Origin of the sequence: Candidatus Alcyoniella australis, assembly GCA_030765605.1 — a bacterium.
Taxonomy (GTDB): Bacteria; Lernaellota; Lernaellaia; order JAVCCG01; family Alcyoniellaceae; genus Alcyoniella; species Alcyoniella australis.
Map to the genome: position 1 here is coordinate 17,111 of JAVCCG010000005.1, position 19,011 is coordinate 36,121.

Genomic DNA, 19,011 nt, shown 5'->3' on the forward strand with positions numbered 1-19,011 from the left:
TTTCGTTGTGGATCGTTCCGCGATGATTATAGCCTAGACCGCGTGTCGGCTCCCAACCGGCAGCTCGATTATCGGCCGATCAGCCCATCGGCGCTGTGGCGCGCCTCGCGGTCGGCCTCGAGCACGCGCTCGATGGAGTCCAGCTGCTGCGGCTCGTGGCCCTCGAGCACTTCGCCGATGATCCGCGGAATATCCAGAAAGCCGATGCGGCGTTCCAGGAACGCGGTCACGGCCTGCTCGTTGGCCGCATTGAGCGCAGCCGGGGCCGTGCCGCCGAGCTCCAACGCGCGATAGGCCAGTCCCAGGCACGGGAACGCCCGGTGGTCCACGGCCGTGAACTCCAGGTCGGCAAGCTGCTCCAAGTGCAACGGCGCCACCGCGCCCTGGATCCGCTCGGGGTAGGACAGGGCGAAGCTGATCGGCCCGCGCATGTCCGGCAGGCCCAGTTGCGCGATGCACACGCCGTCCACGTATTCGACCAGCGAGTGTACGATGCTCTGCGGGTGAATCAGCACCTCGATCCGTTGCGGCTCCACGTTGAACAGCCAGTGGGCCTCGATCACTTCGAGCCCCTTGTTCATCATCGTCGCCGAGTCGATGCTGATCTTGGGCCCCATTTTCCAGGTCGGGTGCGCCAATGCCTGCTCGGGCTCGACCGATTCCAGTCCCTCGCGCTGCATGCCGCGGAACGGCCCGCCCGAGGCGGTGAGGATGATCCGTCGCAGGTCCTCGCGGCGGTGGCCGAGCATGCTTTGTAAAATCGCCGAGTGCTCCGAGTCGATGGGCAGCAGCCGCACGCCGCGCTGTTCGACCCGTTGCAGCACCAGCTCACCGGCGCAGACCAGCGCCTCCTTGTTGGCCAGGGCCACGTCGTTGCCCGCCTCGATCGCGGCCAAAGTCGGCTCGAGCCCCACCGCGCCGACCATCGCCGAGACCACCAGATCGGTCGACCGCGACGCCAGCTCGCAGGCCCCGGCCGTGCCGCAGAGCACCTCGGTCCCATCGCCGATCAACGCGCGCAACGCCTCGGCCTCGGACTCGCCGCGCACGGCCACCGCGGACGGAGCGAAGCGCGCGACCTGTTCGGCCAACAGCTCGACGTTGCTCCCGGCGGCCAGGCCCACGACCTCGAAGCGCTCGGGATTTTCGGCCGCCAAGCCCAACGCCTGGGTGCCGATCGAGCCCGTGCTGCCCAAAATCGTCAGCCGTTTGCTCATCAGCCTCCCAGCACGAACAGCCGCGCCGCGCCCTCCACCGCGTCGGGGAATTTCAGCGCGATAAACAGCAGGAAAAACGGCGCCACGAACAACACCGCGTCGAGCCGGTCGAGGATTCCGCCGTGCCCGGGCAGCAGCGATCCCGAGTCCTTGACCTCGGCTGCGCGCTTGAACGCCGACTCGACCAAATCGCCGATCGGGCCGAGCACCGCGGCGATCAGCCCCAGCAGCAGTCCGTCGTACCAGTGCAGCGCGTCAAAGGCGATGCCGCAGATCAGCCCGGCGATCAGGCTGGCGGCCATGCCGCCGAGCAGCCCCTCGATGGTCTTCTTGGAGCTGATGCGCGGAGCCATCGGCCGCTTGCCCAATGCGCGCCCGCTGAAGTAGGCCCCGGAGTCGCAGGCCCAGACCAGCAGGAACAGCATGAATACCCACAACACGCCCGTGGGCCCCTCGAGCAATTTGAGCACCAGCAGCAGCGCGGGCAGCGCCCCGGCGTACAGCGCGCCGAGCATGATCAGCGACAGCGCGCGCGGCATCTGGTGCAGGTCCGGCTCGCGTAAGAGCAAGGCGCTCAGCAAAGCGAAGACCGCCAGCGCGACCAGCAGGCCCAGGATCAGCCCTCCCAGGGCGATGGCCGCGAAGATCAGCAGACCGGCGATCAGGGTGATGTACTTGTAGCGCGGCGTTCCGGGCTCGAACAGCAGGTCGCCGACCTCCAGCAACCCCAGGATCGCGGCCAACGCGATGACCACCGCCAGCAAATAAAACGGCCCGGCGATGATCAGCCAGGCAACCAGCGGTGCGCCGATCACGCCGATGATGATTTTGGTCTTGGCCCCGCCGCGGGCCGCGGTCGGCCGGCGTCGGGGTTTAGGATCCCACTGGGCCGGGCTCGCCGCTGGCTCCTGGTGTTCCATCTTCGTGCCCCTCCGGGCTCTCGCCCGCTGTGGATTGTGCGGCCCGCGCCAGTTGCTCGCCGGTGAGGCCCATCCGCCGCTCGCGCTCCTGATAGACGGATATCGCCCGCTGCAGCTCGTCCTTGTCGAAATCCGGCCAGAGGGTATCGGTGACGTAGATCTCGGTATAGGCCAGTTGCCACAGCAGGAAGTTGCTGATACGCATCTCGCCGCTGGTGCGGATTAGCAGGTCCGGGTCGGGTGCGGGATGGGTGTAGAGCAGCGACGCGAACAGTTGCTCGTCGATCTGTTCCGGATCGAGCTCGCCGTCCTTGGCCTGTTGCGCGATCTGCCGCGCGGCGCGCAAGATCTCCTGGCGTCCCGAGTAGCTCAGACAGATCGTCAGCAGCAGGTCGGTATTGTGCGCGGTCTGCTCCAATGCATAGTCGATCTGCTCGAGCACATCCGCGGGCATCCGGCTTAAATCGCCGGCAATCTTGAGTCGTACGCCGTTGTCGCGAATCTCGCGCAGCTCGCTGCGGATGTACTGCCGCATCAGCCCCATCAGTCCGTCGATCTCGTCCTCGGGACGTCCCCAGTTCTCGGTGGAAAAGGCAAAAATCGTCAGGTAGGGAATCTTCAGCTCGCGGCAGCTGCGCACCAGCGCCTTGACCGCCTGAATCCCCTGTCGATGGCCGCGCAATCGACCCAGCCGCCGCTTGGCGGCCCAGCGGCCGTTGCCGTCCATGATCACCGCAATGTGCTGCGGAAGCCGTGACTTATCGAGCTGTACCGACATGCCGGGAAAGGTATCACCGCGCCTGCCCCCGGGCAAGGGGCGTCTGATCCGCATCAATCAGGCGCCTAGAGCACCCTTTCGCCGCCGAGCACCAGGGCGCTGAGCGTGCTTTGCCCCATGTGGTAGGGCAGGCTGGAGTAGTCCGGCGCGTCGAACGCGGCGAAATCCGCGCGCAGCCCCGGCGCGAGCGCACCGCGATCATCGAGCCCCAGAGCAGCGGCCGCGTTGACCGTAGAAGCGCACAGCGTCTCGGCCGCGCTCATGCCCATGTTGGTGCATGCCAGGCTGAGAATCAGCGCCAGGTTTTCCGAAAAGCACGAGCCGGGATTGAAGTCGGTGGAGATCGCCACGCGCACCCCGGCGTCGAGCAACCGGCGCGCGGGCGCGTACTGCGATTTGCCCAAAAACAGCGCGGTCCCCGGCAAGAGCACGGCCACGCAGCCCGAGTCGGCCAGCGCGCGGATTCCATCCGCGTCGATCGCCAGCAGATGATCGGCCGACACACAGCCCAGTTCCGCGGCCAACTGTGCGCCGCCCGAATTCTCGAACTCGTCGGCGTGGATTTTAAGCTTCAGCCCATGCTCGCGGGCCGCGATCAAAATGCGGCGCGACTGCTCGCGGCTGAAGAATCCCGGCTCGCAGAATACGTCGCAGAACTTTGCGATCCCCTGCTGGGCCACCGCGGGGAGCATCCGGTCGATCACCAGCGCCACAAAGCCCTCGGGGTCGTCGCGATATTCCGGCGGCACGGCGTGAGCCCCGAGGAACGTGGGCACCAGCGTGACCGGCGCAATCTGGGTCAAATCGGCTATCGCCTGCAGCTGCCGCAGCTCGCTTTCAACGTTCAGGCCGTAGCCGCTCTTGACCTCGATCGTGCCAGCGCCGTAGCCCATGAAGCGTTGCAGCCGCCGCTCTCCCAGCCGTGTGAGTTCGTCGACCGAGGCGCGGCGCGTGGCGCGCACTGTTGATAAAATCCCGCCGCCGGCCTGCGCGATCTCGAGGTAGGTCGCGCCCTGGGAGCGCTGCTCGAACTCCGCGTGACGGCTGCCGGCGAACACCAGGTGGGTATGCGGATCGATCAGCGCCGGCGTGACCAACGCCTGATCGAGCTCGACCCGGCGTGCGTCGGGATGCCGCGCCTCGAGCTGCGTCGCCGATCCGACCTCGACGATCGACCCCCGATTGCACAGCAGCGCCGCGTCGTCGATCAGGCCCAGGTCGTCGCGCGTCACGCCCACGCCGCACTTGTCGCGCGCGGGCGCCATGGTCGCCATTCTGCGGATCGCGGTGTAGAGCGTGGCCGTCAGTCGAAAGCCCCGGGCAGTCTCCAGGGGGCGAACAACGGTCCGGCCGGGCATTCGTCGGAGGGCGTGTGCGGCCGTTTCTTGCGGCCCAGCAGGTACGGCAAATTGACCTGCTCCCATTGCGCGGCGCGGAACGCATCGGGATACGCGGCCTCGGCCTTACGGAAGCGCTGGGTGTGATAGCGTCCCGGCCCGCCGTCCGCGCCGATCAGGTCGTGCAGCATCTCGTGGTAGACCACCCAGCCGATGAAGTAGTCGGGGACCCGCGGATTGTCGAGGATCGGATGGATGCGGATCACCCGCTCCTGCGCGTAGTACGAGCCCAGCCGGACCGAGCGTTTGGCCTTCTTAACGCTTCCGCGGCCCCAGCCGATGCTCGCAATGCAGGCGTTGCCGAAGTAGCGCTGGTTCAGATCGTCGAACACCAGTTGCAGGTCGAAGATCTTGCCTTTGCAGTTGAGTCCGTGGGCGCGGCCGTTGGCCGGGTCGGGCTTGACCAGGTGCATGTGGTCGTTGACGAACTCGCTGATGCGTTGGCTTGCCGCGTTGTCGCGGTCGCGAATGAACGCGGCCAGATCGCGCACCGTGGATTCGTTGGCCATCAGAAACATGCGATGCACGCGCACACGCATCCGCTCGCCGTCGCTGCGATAGGTCAGCATCCGGCGGCGGTTGTCGGTGATTTCGAGACAGATCGGGTTATTTAAATGTTCAACCAGCGCCTTTTCCAGAGCCCTGGTGCGGGCGGGCGCGTCAGTCATACTATTCTCCGAATGAGCTTGCGCCATTTTACTCGCGACCGGTCAATTGTCAAAAAGGAAATCTGTGGTCGTTAATTCTTTATTAGCGATGGCCGCCAGGGTCTTGCCGTGCTGTAAAAACGGTTGTTTTTAGAATAGAATCTAATTCTTATGAGATCGATTCCCGCCCTGATCGCGCTGCTTTGCATCGCGCTTGCGGCAAGCGGCGTGCAGTGGGCTGCTGCGGCCCAAAACCCGCTGGCCAAGGCGGAACAGCTGCTGGCGGCGGGCAACGCCGCGCGAGCCTTGGAGCTGATCGAGGCCGCGCCCCAGGCCCGCGACGCGCGAGGGCTCGAGTTCAAGGGCCGCTGCCTGCTCGCGCTCGAGCGTCTGGACCAGGCGCAGGCGGCGTTCCAGCAGGCCGTGACCAAGGCCGAGACCCACGGCGACCGGCTGACCCTGGGCCGGGCTCACGTGGGTCTGGGAGCGCTGGCATTGCGGCGCGGCGAGGTCGACGCGGCCGATCGTTCGCTCAAGCGTGGCGTGGGAGTGCTCGAGCGCACCGGGCACAAGCTCGCAGCGGTCCCGGCCTATGTGCGGCTGGCCGAGACTGCTTTGGCGCGCAACGATCCGCAGAGTGCGCTGAGCTACCTGTTCATGGCCGAGTCGATCCTCGCCACGCATCCGAGCAATCCCGCGCGGCTGGATATCTACACCGGCGTCGTCGCGATCTACGAGCGGCAGGAGCAATTAAAGCAGGCGATTCCCTATATGGAGTCGGCCTACCGCGAGGTGGCCGCACGCAACAAAACAGCCCAAATGCGCGCCTGGTGCTATCGCATTTCCCGGGCCTACGAGAAGACCGCCGATCTGGAAAAGGCCCTGGCCTGGCAGCAAAAGGAGCTCGAGCTGGCCCAAACGCTGGGCCGCACCGCGGACATCCCGGGCATTTTGGTCGACCTGGGAGTGCTGAGCTTTAAGCACAAAAAATCGGTTCAGGGCCGGGCCTATTTCGAGCAGGCGCTGGAACTGCTGCACTCCGCGGGCGACGAGGTCAAGCAGGCCGACGTGCTCTGGCAGCTCTCCGAGGTCTACGCCCTGCTCGAGGATTACGGCCAGGCGGCCGCGGCCATGCGGCGCTGCCTGGAGATCGAACAGCGGATCAACGCGCCCGAGCTGGCGCAAGATCGCGAGCGGCTCAAACGCTTCGAGCGACTGAACAATCCAGAAAAGGAACGGGACGATGAATGACCTGTTTCGCAGCGACCGCCGGATGGTGCTGGTAGCGATGGGCGGCAACGCGCTGATCAGGGCCGGCCAGAGCGGCACGATCTCCGAGCAGGAGCGCAACGCCGATCAGCTGGTGAGCTGCCTGATGTCGCTGGTGCGGCGCGACGACAACCTGGTCGTGACCCACGGCAACGGCCCGCAGGTCGGAATACAGATGATCCGCCACGAGAACTCGCGCGAGGCCTGCCCGCCGATGCCGCTGGACGTGCTGGTCGCCGAGACACAGGGCAACATGGGCTACTTCCTGCAACAGGCGTTTTTAAACCACGTGCGCCACGAGGCGATCCCGCGCTACGTGACCACGGTAATGACCCAGGTGATCGTCGATCGCAACGACCCGGCTTTTAAAACGCCCAACAAGCCGGTGGGCCGCTTTCTCAGCGCCGAGCAGGCGCAAGACCGCATCGAGCGCTACGACTGGAAGATGGTCGAGGATGCCGGGCGCGGCTGGCGGCGCGTGGTGCCCAGCCCCAAACCGCTGAAGGTGATCCAGCGCCACGTGATCCGCCACGCGGCGCTCGAGGGCGTGATCGTCATCACCTGCGGCGGCGGCGGAATCCCGGTCTGGATCAAGGAGGACGGCGACTACGAGGGGATCGAGGCGGTGATCGACAAGGACCTCAGCTCCTCGATGCTCGCCACCCAGGTGCGCGCCGAGGAGCTGATTATCCTGATGCCCGAGCCGCGGGTCTACATCAACTTCGGCAAGCCCGACCAGCGCGCGCTTGGGCGCGTCGCTCTCTCGGAGCTGAGGGGCTATCAACAGCAGGGGCATTTCCCGCCGGGCAACATGGGGCCCAAGGCCGAGGCGGTAATCAACTTTTTAGAGAACGGCGGCAGGCACGCGATCATCACCAGCGCCGAACAGATCGACGCGGCCCTTGAGGGACGCGAGGGCACGCACTTCTACCCCGACGACAAAGGCAACGCCCGGCTTTGAGGCAGCTTGGAGCTGCCACAAAACACGCGAGCGAACCACAGTCATAACTCCACGATCTTCTCCGCGACGAATAAAGGCGGTGGGTAATGCGGCGGCTCGAAGCTGTCTTGATCTTTATCAGACGGCGGCGTAGTTTTTACCGGCTATGAACGACCAATATGCCATCGAGACCAGAGACCTTTGCCGCGAGTTCAAAAAGGACCGCAAGACCAAATTCACGGCCTTGGATCGAATCAACATCAAGATCGAGCAAGGCGGGATTTTCGGCTTTTTGGGCCCCAACGGCGCGGGCAAGACCACGCTGATCAAGATCCTGGTCACCCTGCTCTACCCCAGCACGGGCAGCGCGTTTATCCAGGGCCTGGACGTGGTGCGCGACGCGGCCAAAGTGCGACCCTTGATCAACATCGTCTCCGGCGGCGAGACCTCGGGCTACGGCATTCTCAACGTGCGCGAGAACATCTGGATGTTCTCCCAGTTCTACGGAATCCCGAGCAAGGTCGCCAAGCAGCGGATCGACGAGTACCTCGAGCTGTTCGAGATGACCGGCGACGCCGCGACCAAGATCAACAAGCTCTCCACTGGCATGCGGCAGAAGATGAACATCATCCGCGGGCTGATCACCGAGCCGCAGATCCTGTTTCTGGACGAGCCGACCCTGGGGCTGGACGTACACATCGCACGCGAGATCCGCAACTATTTAAGCGTGTGGATAAAGCAGCGCGGCGACCGCACGATCTTCCTCACCACGCACTACATGGCCGAGGCTGAGCAGCTTTGCAATCGACTGGCGATCATTGATCGCGGCCGGATTGTGGCCGACGATTCTCCCACGGCGTTGCGCGCCAAGCTCAGCGACGGCAGCCGTTTCCGCATCAACGTGGCGCCGGTTCCCGGCGACTTGCATTGGCTTGAAAACGTCGTGGCCGTGGACGGGGTCAAGCGCCGCCGCGAGCTCGACGGCCTGCTCGAGGTCGGTTTCCGCCTGCACGATGAGACGCGCATCGGCGACGTGTTCGAGGCGGCCCAGGCCCAGGGCCTGCGCATCGTGGGCGTGGACAAGCGCCAGCCCGACCTTGAGGAGCTGTTCCTGCAGATCGTCGGCCGCCAACTGGACGACGATGAGTAACATCGGCTATGCCCTGGGCGCTATCCGCGCCCGCGCCTACGTGCGGGTGGTCGGAGCCAACCGCGAGCTGAGCTGGACCCTAAGCGAGATCGTGCTGCCCGTGCTCTCGATGGTCGCCTACGTGATGATCTACAAAACCCTGTTCAGCCACGACCAAGAGCTGTACCGCCGTTACGCCGGACTGGTGATTATCGGCGGCGCAATGGTGCCGTTTTGGCTGGTGGTGCTCTGGAGCATGGCCTCGCAGTTCTATTGGGAAAAGGAGATGGGCAACCTCGATCTGTACATGGCCAGCCCGATGCACCCGATGATTTTGCTGCTGGGCATGGCCGCGGGCGGGGCGGTGATGGCTCTGGGCCGCAGCGTGGTGATCGTGCTGCTGGGCCTGCTGGTGTTTAAGGTGCCGCTGGCGGTCAACGACTGGCCCGCGCTGGTGCTGGCGTTCGTGCTGTGCCTGGCCGCGCTGTTCAGCATGGGCATGGCCATGTCCTCGGTCTACTTCATGGTCGGCAGGGCCGGAATCAAGGTCAACATGCTGCTGATGGAGCCGATCTATCTGCTGACCGGGTTCTACTTTCCAGCGCGCGCCCTGGGCCCGACGCTGTCAATGGCCGCAGCGCTGATTCCGCTGACCATCGGGCTGGACGCCATCCGCCAGGTCACGGGCCTGCTTACCCCGCAGATGGTGCTCAAGCTCGGCCCCATCGAGCTTAGCGCCTGGCTCGAGATCGGCATCTTGGCCGTGATGTCCGTGGTCTTCACCATCGCGGCCTTTTGGCTGATGGCCTACATGCAGCGCATGGGCAAGCGCGAGGGCAAGATGACCCTGAGGTGGCAATGAGCGCCTATTGGCGACGCCTGTGGGCCGCGATCAAGATCGGCTGGGCCGTGGAGAGCAACTGGACCCACACCTGGGTCTTTGTGATCTACTCGGCGGTGCGTCCGCTGGCGCTGTGCCTGGTGCTCTATTTTCTGTTCCGGCTGGTCTATCAACAGCCCGCGACCGAGCAGGCGTTCATCGGCGTGTACGTGGCCAACGCCTTTTTCACTCTCGTGATTACCCTCTGCGCGGGCACGACCTGGGCAATTATCAACGACCGCGAGCACTACTACATTATTCGCTACATCTACGTCTCGCCGATTCGGATGATCACCTACGTGCTGGGGCGTAGCGTGCCGTTGCTGATGCTGGGCCTGAGCAGCCTGCTGATTATCCTGGTCTTCGGCCGCTATGTGCTGGAAATGCCTATCGGGCTTGACGCGATCCGCTGGGAGCTGCTGCTGCCCGCCTCGATTTTGGGAGTGGTCTGCTCCATGGCCCTGGGGATCTTCTTCGCCGGGTTCTGTTTGGTGACCGCCAAACACTCGATGATGCTCGCCGAAGGGGTGGGCGGCGTGTTCCTACTGCTGTGCGGGGTGATCTTCCCGGTGGACATCATGCCCGCGGCCTTCCGCGTGGCCGGACTGGCCCTGCCCGTGACCTACTGGATGGAAGCCACCCGCCGCGCCTTCGGCGTGCAGGGCTTCTCGGCAATGCTCACACCGCTGAGCGATATAAACCTGATGCTGATTTTGCTGATCGGCAGCGCCCTGCTGCTGGCCGCCAGCGTTTGGGCCTTCCACGGCTTCGAACACCTCGCCGTGAAACACGGCAAGATCGACCAGGCGACGAACTACTAGGATGGGTATAATCAACCAATCCCAGGTGGCGAACTTTTCACGAACTTTTCAGAGAGCACTTGACTTTTACAGATAAAGTATTCCTAATTCGCTTGACATACGTTGGACGACATTGCAATACTATCATTATAGAGCGTTCGGCTCTAACGCATTATCCATGCCTCTATTTTTCTTAAAAAGGAACGCCGATGTTCATAGTCCGAATTGGCGACAAGGATTATTCCTGCCCAGATGTTGAGACGCTCAAACTGTGGCATGCGCAAAAACGTGTAATGCCTGGCAATGAAGTTTATATGAAAAAGTTGGGGAAATGGGTCAGATTGGAGGAAGTAATTCCTGTCGATACGGCGATGGCACAAAATCAACAAATTAATAATTGGATAAATAACTGGACTGGCTATTCCTCACTTTCCACGTACGATATAAAGGTACTAAAAGGTGTTGTTTTATTTTTTCTATTATTGTTGGTAGCTATTTTTCTTAAAGCTCTGCCTTTATTTGGCTTGGTTATATATTTAGCCCTAACCCTTGTTTCAGCTTTACTTTGTTTCCATCCTGCTAAAGTTAATGTGATCAATCGCAGTCAGCTTCTGAGTAAACTGTATAGCAAGCAATCTGTGGGGATTATCCTGTCCGTTGTCTTTTTCGGCTTATCTATATCTTCTTTTTCAAGTTGGTATAGTTCAGGTTCAGCCAACAGACAAGATATTAAAAATAATAATGCAATATTCCAGAAGGCAACTAGCCATATAGAATCAGAAGAATATCAAAAGGCCATCGATCTGCTTGGAACGGTATCCGGCAATCCACGAACAATTGAACAAAGAAATGAGTTATCCAAAAAGGCATCAGAAGGTCTTGCCAACAAATTTCTTTCACAAGGAATTGAGTTTTTCAATCAAGGTAATTGGGAATATGCCTTGTCTAATTTCAATAAGGTAACACAAAGCACATCCTCTTATCAGCAGGCACAGGCCTATATTAAAAGGACCAATGAGAATATCCGTGAGGATACATACTCGGAAGCTGTCATTTTATTCAACGACGAGGCTTACGATGAAGCTAAAGCCGTTTTTGCAACAATTAGCGACTACAAGGACTCTGGCAATTACCTGATTGATATCGATAATATTATCAATGAGCAAACCTATGGCAATGCAATCGCACTGCTGGAAGAAAAAAGGTATTCAGAAGCGAAAGAGCTTTTTACCATCATCCCAAATTATAAAGATTCACTAGAGCGATGTAGTAAGATTGAGGAGTTGATAAAGGCTGATAATTATCAAGAAGCAATTAGTCTATATCGGAAGAAGAAATACGAAGAAGCTCGTGCGCTTTTATTAACTTACCCAGACTATATGGAGACAATAAATTATCTTGATCGCATTGAAGCAGGTATTAATAACCGACAATACCAGCAGGCATTGAATCTATATAATCGAGGAAAATATCAAGAAGCAAAAACAATCTTTATGGCATTGAGCGGGTACAAGAGCTCGGATACTTATCTCTCTCGAATTGAGAGAAAATTATTAGCTTCGAGGGTAGAGAAATTAAGCTTTGCACGGCTAGACAAAAATCCAGATAGATGGAAAGGCACATTTGTACGTTTCAGAGGCCAAGTATTCAATATAGAGGAAGGAGGTGGTAGCACGGTCATGCAGGTAAACGTTACGCACCTTGGCTATGGTATTTGGAACGACCAGATAATGGTTTTTTACGGTGGATACACCGATGCTGTTAAAGACGACATCATCACATTCTATGGAACAGTATCGGGTTCATACTCTTACACAACGGTTGCCGGTTGGACAATGACTGTTCCACTAGTACAAGCAGAGGCCGTTTTTATGAAATAGAATCCCGTGTTAAATCAGAAACTGGCCACCATTCAAAGGAGAACAAGATGAATGACATGCTACCGGAAGCACTCGCAGGGGGTCTGTTTGGATTGATTCTTGGATTTCTATGCATCCTTTGGGTTATTCTATGGATATTAGTTCCTTTCATGATTCATAGCATCCAATCAAGTAATAAAAAGATATTAACACAATTGAGTAAAAAAACCTCTAGTGATGAGTTGGTACACCAGCTTATATACACAAATGAATTGCTGAAACATTGCAATGAACAAACTTTTAATAAATTGGACCAGATCGCTGCAATGTTACAGTCTGATAAACATGGATTCCAAAAGCCTCCACCCACCGACGACTAAAATAATGATTAACTACAGGCTTTCCACCAAGTAGCCCTTCCATCCTACGAGTATCCATCTGGCGCTGAATTGCGACTTCCCTGATAGTACGTCGCCTAGACCTCATCCCCGGTCCAGGGTTTGCCGGGGTTGGAGTTGATTTCGCGCAGTAAGCTGTGGACGAAGCAGGTTGCGGAAGCAGCGTTTCTGCCCAAAATCGACCAGGCCACGAATTACTGATTCGTGTCTTTTTAGTATGCGCTTGACATCAACGGCTTCCTATGGTATACTTCCTAAACTTAAATAGATTATGGTTTTATTTTTGTTTTTATATGACCATGGTCTTTGTGAGCTGTTGAGTGGCTGTCATTTAACATACTAATTTTAAACGTATTTAGAAAAGGAGAATTTATGTTGTTGCGAATTATTACTGTCGGAAAATATTTTTCTGAAAATCCCCTGAACGCATTCATCCAAACGACAAGCGTCCTTATTACGATTAGTATCCTGTATTGTTCCGTAGTGTTGACATGCTGAATCTCGGTCCGTCAATCTCTTTATGCCACAATTCTGATTTGTTTTACAGGTGATTTCTTTCGCTAAGGAAAGCTATTATAAAAAAAGGAGACCAATATGAAGCAAGCTATTAAGAACTTATGTCTAATTGAGGAACTAACCACAGCTCATAATTTAATTGAGATTGGGCTTGGCGAGTTACAAGAAATCAACATGGGGAATGATTTTTACCATTTACCACATCTTTTACTCGCCAATGGATTTGAACGTCTCATGAAAAGCTATTTTTGTCTTGTGTACGAGGCGAGAAACGGGCAATATCCAGACAACAAATTTCTCAAAGATATGGGCCACAATTTGAGCAAGTTAAAAAAGTTGCTCATCGATGAGTACTATAATACCAATGGAAATTCGATTTTAACTGATGACCTGAACTTTCTACAAAACGACCTTACGTTACAGAAGATTATAGATGCACTATCTGAGTTCGGCCAAAAAGCTCGCTACTATAATCTCGATGTAATTACAGGCAGAAATATTAATGCAATTGACCCAAAAAGTAAATGGGAAGAAATCGAGGTCGATATAGAAAATCCTTCAGGGTATTACTCTGAGGAGGATGATTATTTTCCACGCGTGAATGCAGCAATTATCGCTAAACTGGAGCGTTTATTAAGATCGGTTGCTATGCAGTTTACCCATGGAGACCATGGAGGAAGACTCAAGCAAAATAGTCCAACGCTTAGTCGATATAGGAGAATGAACAAAGATGATTTTGGCAAAACCGATTACCGCAGATCTGTAAAGACAGCCCGCCAATCACAGGATAAATGGATAAAGCGAAGCAAGAAAAAAATATTAGAAAGTAAGTGGCCCACTCTTGTGATCAAAGAAGAGGACTTCGAACAAGATTGGCCTTTTCGATGTGATGAAGTAATAATTGAATGTCGTGAAAAGTTCTTATGCGTCATAAATATTGAGGAATATGATTTTGCTCTTGATGGTGCAGCGAGAAGCTTCTATGGCTATCCATACCCTCACGATGTGGGTTTCGCTATTTTAGGTAAATCTGTAGAACCATTTATACAACGTGCACTTAAGTTGGGTGAATAACATTAGGACTTCGGAAGTGTCGCAGCTCAGGGCGAAGGGGGCAGTTTGCCGTAGGGGCCGCGCCAAAGGTCGGCGTGGGACAGGAACTGTTCGTAGCCGTGGCGGCGGATGAATACCACGGCTTTGCGTCAGACCTCTTCCCCGGTCCAGGGTTTGCCGGGGTTGGAGTTGATTTCGCGCAGCACGTTGTGGACGAAGTCCGGCTCGCGGGCGGACAAACAAAGGGCCGGGCGTTTCGGCCCGGCCCTGGTATGCGCGGAAGAATCGGGATCAGTCCAGCGGATCCGGCGGATTGGTCAGCAAGTCGTTGATCACGTAGGAGAAGTAGGTCGTGTTCAGGCCCTTCTGCTTGTGCACGCACACACCGTTCTGGTCGAGGATCGCGTAGAACGGAATGGAGAACTTGGAGTTGTTGAACCTCGCTCCAACGCCCCAGTTGGGATCGATCATCACCACGTATTCCAGGTTATTGGTGTCGCGCCAGTTTTGGATAAACTCCAGGTCGGGGGTCTGGCGGACGGAATTCTCGGCCATCAACTGCAGCACCTCAAAGCCTTGGTCGTGGTACACGTCCCACAGCTCGGACTGCAGCAGCAGCGTATCGCTGCGGCAGGTGGGGCACCAGGTGGCCATGGTGTCGAGCACCAGCACCTGTCCGGCGAAGTCGCTCAGCGACTGGGTCTCGCCGGTATGGCTCATCAGGGTGAAGTCCGGGAAGACGTCGCCCACGTCATATTCGCCATCGTCATCATCGTCGTCAATATCATCGTCGTCGATGTCGTCGTCGTCGACGTCGTCGTCACCAGTATCGTCGTCGTCATCCACGTCGTCATCGTCAGCCACATCGTCGTCGGCTTCGTCGTCATCATCATCGTCGTCGTCGGACGAGACCGTGCCACAGGCGACCAGCATCGCGGTGGCGATCAGCATGACAAAGAGGATTAATTGCCATCTGGTTCTCATTTTTGCTCTCCGGCTTAGGTGATTCGCATTCAGCCAATTTATCGGCGAAGGCTATCGAGAAATGATTTCAAGGTCAATTGTCCGGCTAACAAGGCAATATTTATCAATCTCCAACGGTCGAGGTCATTGACCGCCTAAATCAAGCTGGGATAGCCTCGACAGACGATGAGCAGCTTCGACCGCCTACGCAAGCATATCGGCTACCTGGGGAAGTACCCGGGGATCATTCCGCGGGTGGTCGAGAACTACTGGCGGCTGATGCTGCGCGGCGAGCCGCGGCTCAAGGGGCTCGAGTTCGCCCTGACCTTCGCCTGCCAGTGTAGTTGCGAGCATTGCTCCGCGGCCCTGTTGCGCCGCAAGGACCGGCCCGAGCTGACCCTGCCCCAGATCAAACGCGTGCTGGGCGAGGCGCACCGCTTAGGCGCGCTCAACGTCAACCTCACCGGCGGCGAGTTTATGCTGCGACGCGACGCGCGCCAGATCGTCGAGGCGGCCAGCCCGCGCGATACCGTAGTCTCCGTGGCCACCAACGGCCTGACTATCACGCCCCAAGCCGCGCGGGACATGGCGCAGTGGGGTGTGCGGATCGTCACCATCAGCCTGGACTCGGCCGACCCGCAAATCCACGACGCCGGGCGCAACCATCAAGGTTGCCACGCCGCGGCCCTGCGCGCAGCGGACCTGCTCAAACAGCAGGGGGTCGAGGTCTTCTTCTGCACGATTCTCACCCGCCGCAACGCGGCTGACGGCGACATCTTCCGCATGATCGAAATCGCCAACCAACGCGACTGTATGCTGACGATCAACATGCCCTGCCCGGTAGGGCGCTGGTCCGCAGCGGACATCGGCCTGGACGAGGGTGGCCGCAGGCTGCACCGCGAGCTTTTAAGCGTGCCCCACGTGCGCTGGGAGGGCTACTCCAACTACGCCTCGGTCGGCTGCCCGATGGGCATCGAGAAGCTCTACATCAGCCCCTACGGCGATGTGATGCCCTGCAACTTCCTGCATATCGGGTTCGGCGATTTGCGCAAGCAGACCCTGGGCGAGATCTGGAGCCTGATGCTCACGCGCTCGCCGTTCAACCGCATTGTGGACGGCTGCCCGGTGAGCAGCGACCAGCAGTTCATCGAACGCTTTGTCGAGCCGCTGTGGGACAGCGATCAGCTCCCCCTTGATTGGCGGCAGCACCCAGCGTTCCGGCATTAAGTGATGGCCATGTACTCCCGCCGCACCGTGCTCAAAGATTTGCGCCAGCTTTTCGACCATCCGCGGCTGCTGCCCAAGCTGGCCAAGGTCTACGCACGCCTGGCATTGGGACGCGGCCCGGTGCTGCGCGGGGCCGAGTTCGCCGTGACCTACCGCTGCCCCATGAACTGCGCGCACTGCCTCAAGACCGGGCTGGTCGATGCGGAGCGTAAAGAGCTGCGGCCCGACGAGATCGCCGGGATCACCGGCCAGATGGCCGACCTGGGCGCGATCTTCTGCAACCTCACCGGCGGCGACCCACTGGAGCGCGACGATATCGAGGAGATCGTGACGCGCTGCGCCGCGCGCCGCGATATTTTGATCACCATCGGCACCTCGGGCTGGCAGCTCACGCCGCAGCGCATGGCCGCACTGGTGCGCGCGGGCCTGGACATGATCACCTTCAGCCTCGATGGCGCAAGTGCGCAGACCCACGACCGCAGCCGCGGCTGCCCCGGGCACTTTGAGCAGACCATTGCCGCGATCCAGATGGCCCAGGCCGTGGACCTGCCCACCTGGGCGACCACGATTCTTACCGCGGAGAACACGGCCTCGGGCGAGATCTTCGCGGTGGCCGAGCTGGCGCGCAAACTCGGCGTGACCCTCACGGTCAACTGGGCCTATCCCGCGGGCGAATGGGCGGGGGACGAGCTGCTGCCCGACGAGCTGGAGGTCGAGGCGTTCCGCACGCTGCAACGCATGCCCCACGTGCGCTGGGAGGGGACCAGCAACTGGTTCGGCGAGGGCTGCCCCGCGGGGAGCGAGAAGATCTACATCACGCCCTACGGCGACGTGTTCGCCTGCTCGGTGATCCAGGCCACGTTCGGCAACCTGCGCAACGAACCCCTGTCCACGATCCACCGCCGGATGATCGAAGTGCCGATCTTCGACGGCCGTTGCAAAGACTGCCTCACCGCCCGCGATCCCGACTTCGTCAAGGGCGTACTGCGCGAGATCAACTCCAACCCCGGCAAGCCCTACAAACCCTGGACCGGGGACGAGGTGTAGGGCGCATTTGAGGCGCCCCATCCCTGCTGATGCCCCGGCGGTTGACAACCACCTCCGGCCGTGTCGCAATTGTCCGTCATGAAACTCGGAGATAACCGCAATCCGCCCCGGCGCTGGTTCTTACGCAGCGCGGCAGGGGCTTTGGGCTCGGCATTTGCCATCGGCGCGCCGCGCATCGCAGCAGCGCAGATCCACCCCCCGGACCCGGCGCAGCCGCAGCTTTCCACGTTCAGGAGCTTTGCCCAGCAGGCCACGGACGATCAGCTGCTCGAACAGCTCAGCGGCGAACACCTGTTGTACAAGATGACCTTCATGGGTTTCATCGACGCTGCCGAGACGCACCTGAGAATCGAGCGCGGCCCGCAGGACAACCAGCTCACAGCCACCATTGACGCCCGGGCGCGGGGACTGTTCGGCTGGCTCACCGGCTACCGTCGGGAACAGCAAGTGAGCGTAATGCAGCTCGGACTTGACCCGTACACCCAGCGCCGCAGGCTGATCACCGTGGGCCTGGAGCGCAGCAGCAAATACAACGGCAGCCAGACTCACTCCAAACACACCCTGGAGTACGGCTCGACGCGCATCTGGTCGTACAAGGAATACGATGACGGACGGCTGAAGAACGGTCGCCAGACCTTGATCCCGCCCGGCGTGATCTACGAGAGTCTGCCCAGCGCGCTGTACAACTTCCGCCTCGGGGTCTACGGCCCGCTGAAGCCCGGCCGCAGCTTTGAACTACAGACGATCCCGTTCAAGGGGGTCGATACCTTCCGCCTGCGCGTGGCCGAGCAAGAGCTGCTTGCCCAAGAGCAACGCTGGATCGCACACACGCCCGGCGCGCGCTGGCTGGCCGTAATCGAGATCAACCGCAAGATCTACGGCATCAAGGCCGGGCAGGCGCAAATTTTGGTCGACTCCGCACTGCTGCCGTTGGCCGGCAAAATCAATAACGCCCTGGCCTTCGGCAACCTTGAGACCGAGTTGCTCAACAATCCGCATAACGGCAAGTAGCACGAAAAAATGCAGCGTCCCAGCCGGGTGCTGTATCATTACCGGAAATACAGCTAATCACGGAGAGAGCATGAGTCAGCCCGATTCAATCCCGCTGCATCATTGCCCGCGCTGTAAAGATACGGCCCTGGCCTCGACCCCCGCGGCCAACGGCATAATCGTCGACGTCTGCCCGCGCTGTCACGGGATCTTCCTGGACTACGGCGAGGTCAACTACTTTGTGCGGCCCGGCGAGATCGACCCCTACTACCAGACCGGGTTGATCGAGCCGCACCAGAGCCAGTTGCGCTGCCCCAACGACGGCCAGATGATGTGGGAGGGCGGCCTGCTGCACAAGGATCTGCAGGTCGACGAATGCTCCCACTGCCGCGGGCTGTGGTTCGGCAATAAGGAACTGGCCAAGCTGCAGGACCTGGCCAAATCGCTGACCAAAATCGAACCGCAGGTCACCCAGACCTACCATCCCGAGGCGGCCGCGGCCGCGTCGAACAAGGTCGGGGTCTACGCCAAGCTCGCGGCGCTGCCGGGGCTGCCCAACCTCTTTGTACGCTCGGTGGGCCTGCTGGGATTGCTCTATGCGCTGATGTTCGCCTTTGTGGTCGTGTTGACCACGGCCGGCGGCGTTTCGCCGATAATCGCGGTGTTCGGCGCCTGCGCGCTGATCTTCGTCCAATACCTGATCAGCCCGTTCATCATGGATTACACCCTACGCTGGTTCAACAGCCTGCGCTGGGTGAGCTACGAGGAGCTGCCGCCGCACCTCAAGGACTTCATGCTGCGCGTGTGCGCGGAAAATAAGATGAAGGCGCCGCGGGTGGGGATCATTCAGGACTACTCGCCCAACGCCTTCACCTACGGCCACACCCCGCAAAACGCGCGGGTGGTAATCACCCAAGGGTTGATCAAAATCCTCGAGCCCGAGGAGCTGGAGTCGGTGGTGGCCCACGAGCTGGGGCACGC

Annotated in this window: 18 protein-coding genes; 12 read left to right on the forward strand and 6 right to left on the reverse strand. The window is 59.1% G+C overall.

Features of this window, described 5'->3' with window-relative positions; all coding sequences use genetic code 11:
* Positions 1–68: 68 nt before the first annotated feature.
* Genes P9M14_00595 through P9M14_00615 form a run of 5 tightly spaced genes read right to left on the reverse strand, consistent with a single transcriptional unit; the run spans position 69 to position 4,980 of the window.
* Positions 69–1,217: a 1-deoxy-D-xylulose-5-phosphate reductoisomerase gene (locus P9M14_00595; protein MDP8254222.1), complete on the reverse strand. Its 1,149-nt coding sequence runs from the start codon at positions 1,215–1,217 to the stop codon at positions 69–71.
* Positions 1,217–2,137: a phosphatidate cytidylyltransferase gene (locus P9M14_00600; GenBank protein MDP8254223.1), complete on the reverse strand. Its 921-nt coding sequence runs from the start codon at positions 2,135–2,137 to the stop codon at positions 1,217–1,219. The genes P9M14_00595 and P9M14_00600 overlap by 1 nt, the downstream gene beginning before the upstream one ends.
* Positions 2,091–2,969 (reverse strand): isoprenyl transferase, encoded by an 879-nt coding sequence (locus P9M14_00605; GenBank protein MDP8254224.1) that lies wholly within the window; start codon positions 2,967–2,969, stop codon positions 2,091–2,093. The genes P9M14_00600 and P9M14_00605 overlap by 47 nt, the downstream gene beginning before the upstream one ends.
* Positions 2,970–2,980: 11 nt before the next feature.
* Positions 2,981–4,189 (reverse strand): imidazolonepropionase, encoded by a 1,209-nt coding sequence (gene hutI / locus P9M14_00610; GenBank protein ID MDP8254225.1) that lies wholly within the window; start codon positions 4,187–4,189, stop codon positions 2,981–2,983.
* 29 nt (positions 4,190–4,218) lie between these two features.
* Positions 4,219–4,980, reverse strand: a complete 762-nt coding sequence (locus P9M14_00615) for a hypothetical protein (GenBank protein ID MDP8254226.1) — start codon at positions 4,978–4,980, stop codon at positions 4,219–4,221.
* A 150-nt stretch (positions 4,981–5,130) separates the two neighbouring features.
* Between P9M14_00615 and P9M14_00620 the strand changes: the two genes are divergently transcribed.
* From P9M14_00620 to P9M14_00655, 8 genes are all read left to right on the forward strand, one after another.
* Positions 5,131–6,210 carry a hypothetical protein gene (locus P9M14_00620; GenBank protein ID MDP8254227.1) on the forward strand — a complete coding sequence of 360 codons (1,080 nt, stop codon included), beginning with the start codon at positions 5,131–5,133 and terminating at the stop codon, positions 6,208–6,210.
* A complete protein-coding gene (locus tag P9M14_00625; GenBank protein MDP8254228.1) occupies positions 6,203–7,189 on the forward strand; it encodes a carbamate kinase in 987 nt (328 codons plus the stop codon). The genes P9M14_00620 and P9M14_00625 overlap by 8 nt, the downstream gene beginning before the upstream one ends.
* 145 nt (positions 7,190–7,334) lie before the next feature.
* Complete coding sequence (locus P9M14_00630; protein MDP8254229.1) at positions 7,335–8,318, forward strand: ABC transporter ATP-binding protein; 984 nt, start codon at positions 7,335–7,337, stop codon at positions 8,316–8,318.
* Entirely contained in the window at positions 8,311–9,159 is an 849-nt protein-coding gene (locus P9M14_00635) for an ABC transporter permease (protein ID MDP8254230.1), read from the forward strand. Before P9M14_00630 ends, P9M14_00635 begins: the two co-directional genes overlap by 8 nt.
* Positions 9,156–9,998 carry an ABC transporter permease gene (locus P9M14_00640; GenBank protein MDP8254231.1) on the forward strand — a complete coding sequence of 281 codons (843 nt, stop codon included), beginning with the start codon at positions 9,156–9,158 and terminating at the stop codon, positions 9,996–9,998. The genes P9M14_00635 and P9M14_00640 overlap by 4 nt, the downstream gene beginning before the upstream one ends.
* A 188-nt stretch (positions 9,999–10,186) precedes the next feature.
* Positions 10,187–11,857 carry a hypothetical protein gene (locus P9M14_00645; GenBank protein ID MDP8254232.1) on the forward strand — a complete coding sequence of 557 codons (1,671 nt, stop codon included), beginning with the start codon at positions 10,187–10,189 and terminating at the stop codon, positions 11,855–11,857.
* Positions 11,858–11,904: 47 nt separating this feature from the next.
* Positions 11,905–12,216: a hypothetical protein gene (locus tag P9M14_00650; GenBank protein ID MDP8254233.1), complete on the forward strand. Its 312-nt coding sequence runs from the start codon at positions 11,905–11,907 to the stop codon at positions 12,214–12,216.
* A 612-nt stretch (positions 12,217–12,828) separates the two neighbouring features.
* Positions 12,829–13,824 (forward strand): hypothetical protein, encoded by a 996-nt coding sequence (locus tag P9M14_00655; GenBank protein ID MDP8254234.1) that lies wholly within the window; start codon positions 12,829–12,831, stop codon positions 13,822–13,824.
* A gap of 270 nt (positions 13,825–14,094) precedes the next feature.
* Here the strand turns inward: P9M14_00655 and P9M14_00660 are convergent, their stop codons facing one another.
* Positions 14,095–14,787 (reverse strand): TlpA disulfide reductase family protein, encoded by a 693-nt coding sequence (locus P9M14_00660; GenBank protein MDP8254235.1) that lies wholly within the window; start codon positions 14,785–14,787, stop codon positions 14,095–14,097.
* A gap of 165 nt (positions 14,788–14,952) precedes the next feature.
* Between P9M14_00660 and P9M14_00665 the strand changes: the two genes are divergently transcribed.
* From P9M14_00665 to P9M14_00680, 4 genes are all read left to right on the forward strand, one after another.
* Positions 14,953–15,993 (forward strand): radical SAM protein, encoded by a 1,041-nt coding sequence (locus P9M14_00665; protein ID MDP8254236.1) that lies wholly within the window; start codon positions 14,953–14,955, stop codon positions 15,991–15,993.
* A gap of 3 nt (positions 15,994–15,996) precedes the next feature.
* A complete protein-coding gene (locus P9M14_00670; protein MDP8254237.1) occupies positions 15,997–17,040 on the forward strand; it encodes a radical SAM protein in 1,044 nt (347 codons plus the stop codon).
* A 78-nt stretch (positions 17,041–17,118) separates the two neighbouring features.
* The gene (locus P9M14_00675; GenBank protein MDP8254238.1) at positions 17,119–18,051 is read left to right on the forward strand and encodes a DUF3108 domain-containing protein; all 933 of its coding nucleotides are present in this window, start codon (positions 17,119–17,121) and stop codon (positions 18,049–18,051) included.
* 70 nt (positions 18,052–18,121) lie between these two features.
* Positions 18,122–19,011 (forward strand): zf-TFIIB domain-containing protein (locus P9M14_00680; protein MDP8254239.1); only part of this gene is annotated, 890 nt, incomplete at its 3' end.

Bases quoted from the DNA above. Each gene is read 5' to 3' on its own strand.
- P9M14_00595 (MDP8254222.1), bottom strand. From the start codon at position 1,217: ATGAGCAAACGGCTGACGATTTTGGGCAGCACGGGCTCGATCGGCACC.
- P9M14_00600 (MDP8254223.1), bottom strand. From the start codon at position 2,137: ATGGAACACCAGGAGCCAGCGGCGAGCCCGGCCCAGTGGGATCCTAAA.
- P9M14_00605 (MDP8254224.1), bottom strand. From the start codon at position 2,969: ATGCGGATCAGACGCCCCTTGCCCGGGGGCAGGCGCGGTGATACCTTT.
- hutI (MDP8254225.1), bottom strand. From the start codon at position 4,189: ATGGCGACCATGGCGCCCGCGCGCGACAAGTGCGGCGTGGGCGTGACG.
- P9M14_00615 (MDP8254226.1), bottom strand. From the start codon at position 4,980: ATGACTGACGCGCCCGCCCGCACCAGGGCTCTGGAAAAGGCGCTGGTT.
- P9M14_00620 (MDP8254227.1), top strand. From the start codon at position 5,131: ATGAGATCGATTCCCGCCCTGATCGCGCTGCTTTGCATCGCGCTTGCG.
- P9M14_00625 (MDP8254228.1), top strand. From the start codon at position 6,203: ATGAATGACCTGTTTCGCAGCGACCGCCGGATGGTGCTGGTAGCGATG.
- P9M14_00630 (MDP8254229.1), top strand. From the start codon at position 7,335: ATGAACGACCAATATGCCATCGAGACCAGAGACCTTTGCCGCGAGTTC.
- P9M14_00635 (MDP8254230.1), top strand. From the start codon at position 8,311: ATGAGTAACATCGGCTATGCCCTGGGCGCTATCCGCGCCCGCGCCTAC.
- P9M14_00640 (MDP8254231.1), top strand. From the start codon at position 9,156: ATGAGCGCCTATTGGCGACGCCTGTGGGCCGCGATCAAGATCGGCTGG.
- P9M14_00645 (MDP8254232.1), top strand. From the start codon at position 10,187: ATGTTCATAGTCCGAATTGGCGACAAGGATTATTCCTGCCCAGATGTT.
- P9M14_00650 (MDP8254233.1), top strand. From the start codon at position 11,905: ATGAATGACATGCTACCGGAAGCACTCGCAGGGGGTCTGTTTGGATTG.
- P9M14_00655 (MDP8254234.1), top strand. From the start codon at position 12,829: ATGAAGCAAGCTATTAAGAACTTATGTCTAATTGAGGAACTAACCACA.
- P9M14_00660 (MDP8254235.1), bottom strand. From the start codon at position 14,787: ATGAGAACCAGATGGCAATTAATCCTCTTTGTCATGCTGATCGCCACC.
- P9M14_00665 (MDP8254236.1), top strand. From the start codon at position 14,953: ATGAGCAGCTTCGACCGCCTACGCAAGCATATCGGCTACCTGGGGAAG.
- P9M14_00670 (MDP8254237.1), top strand. From the start codon at position 15,997: ATGGCCATGTACTCCCGCCGCACCGTGCTCAAAGATTTGCGCCAGCTT.
- P9M14_00675 (MDP8254238.1), top strand. From the start codon at position 17,119: ATGAAACTCGGAGATAACCGCAATCCGCCCCGGCGCTGGTTCTTACGC.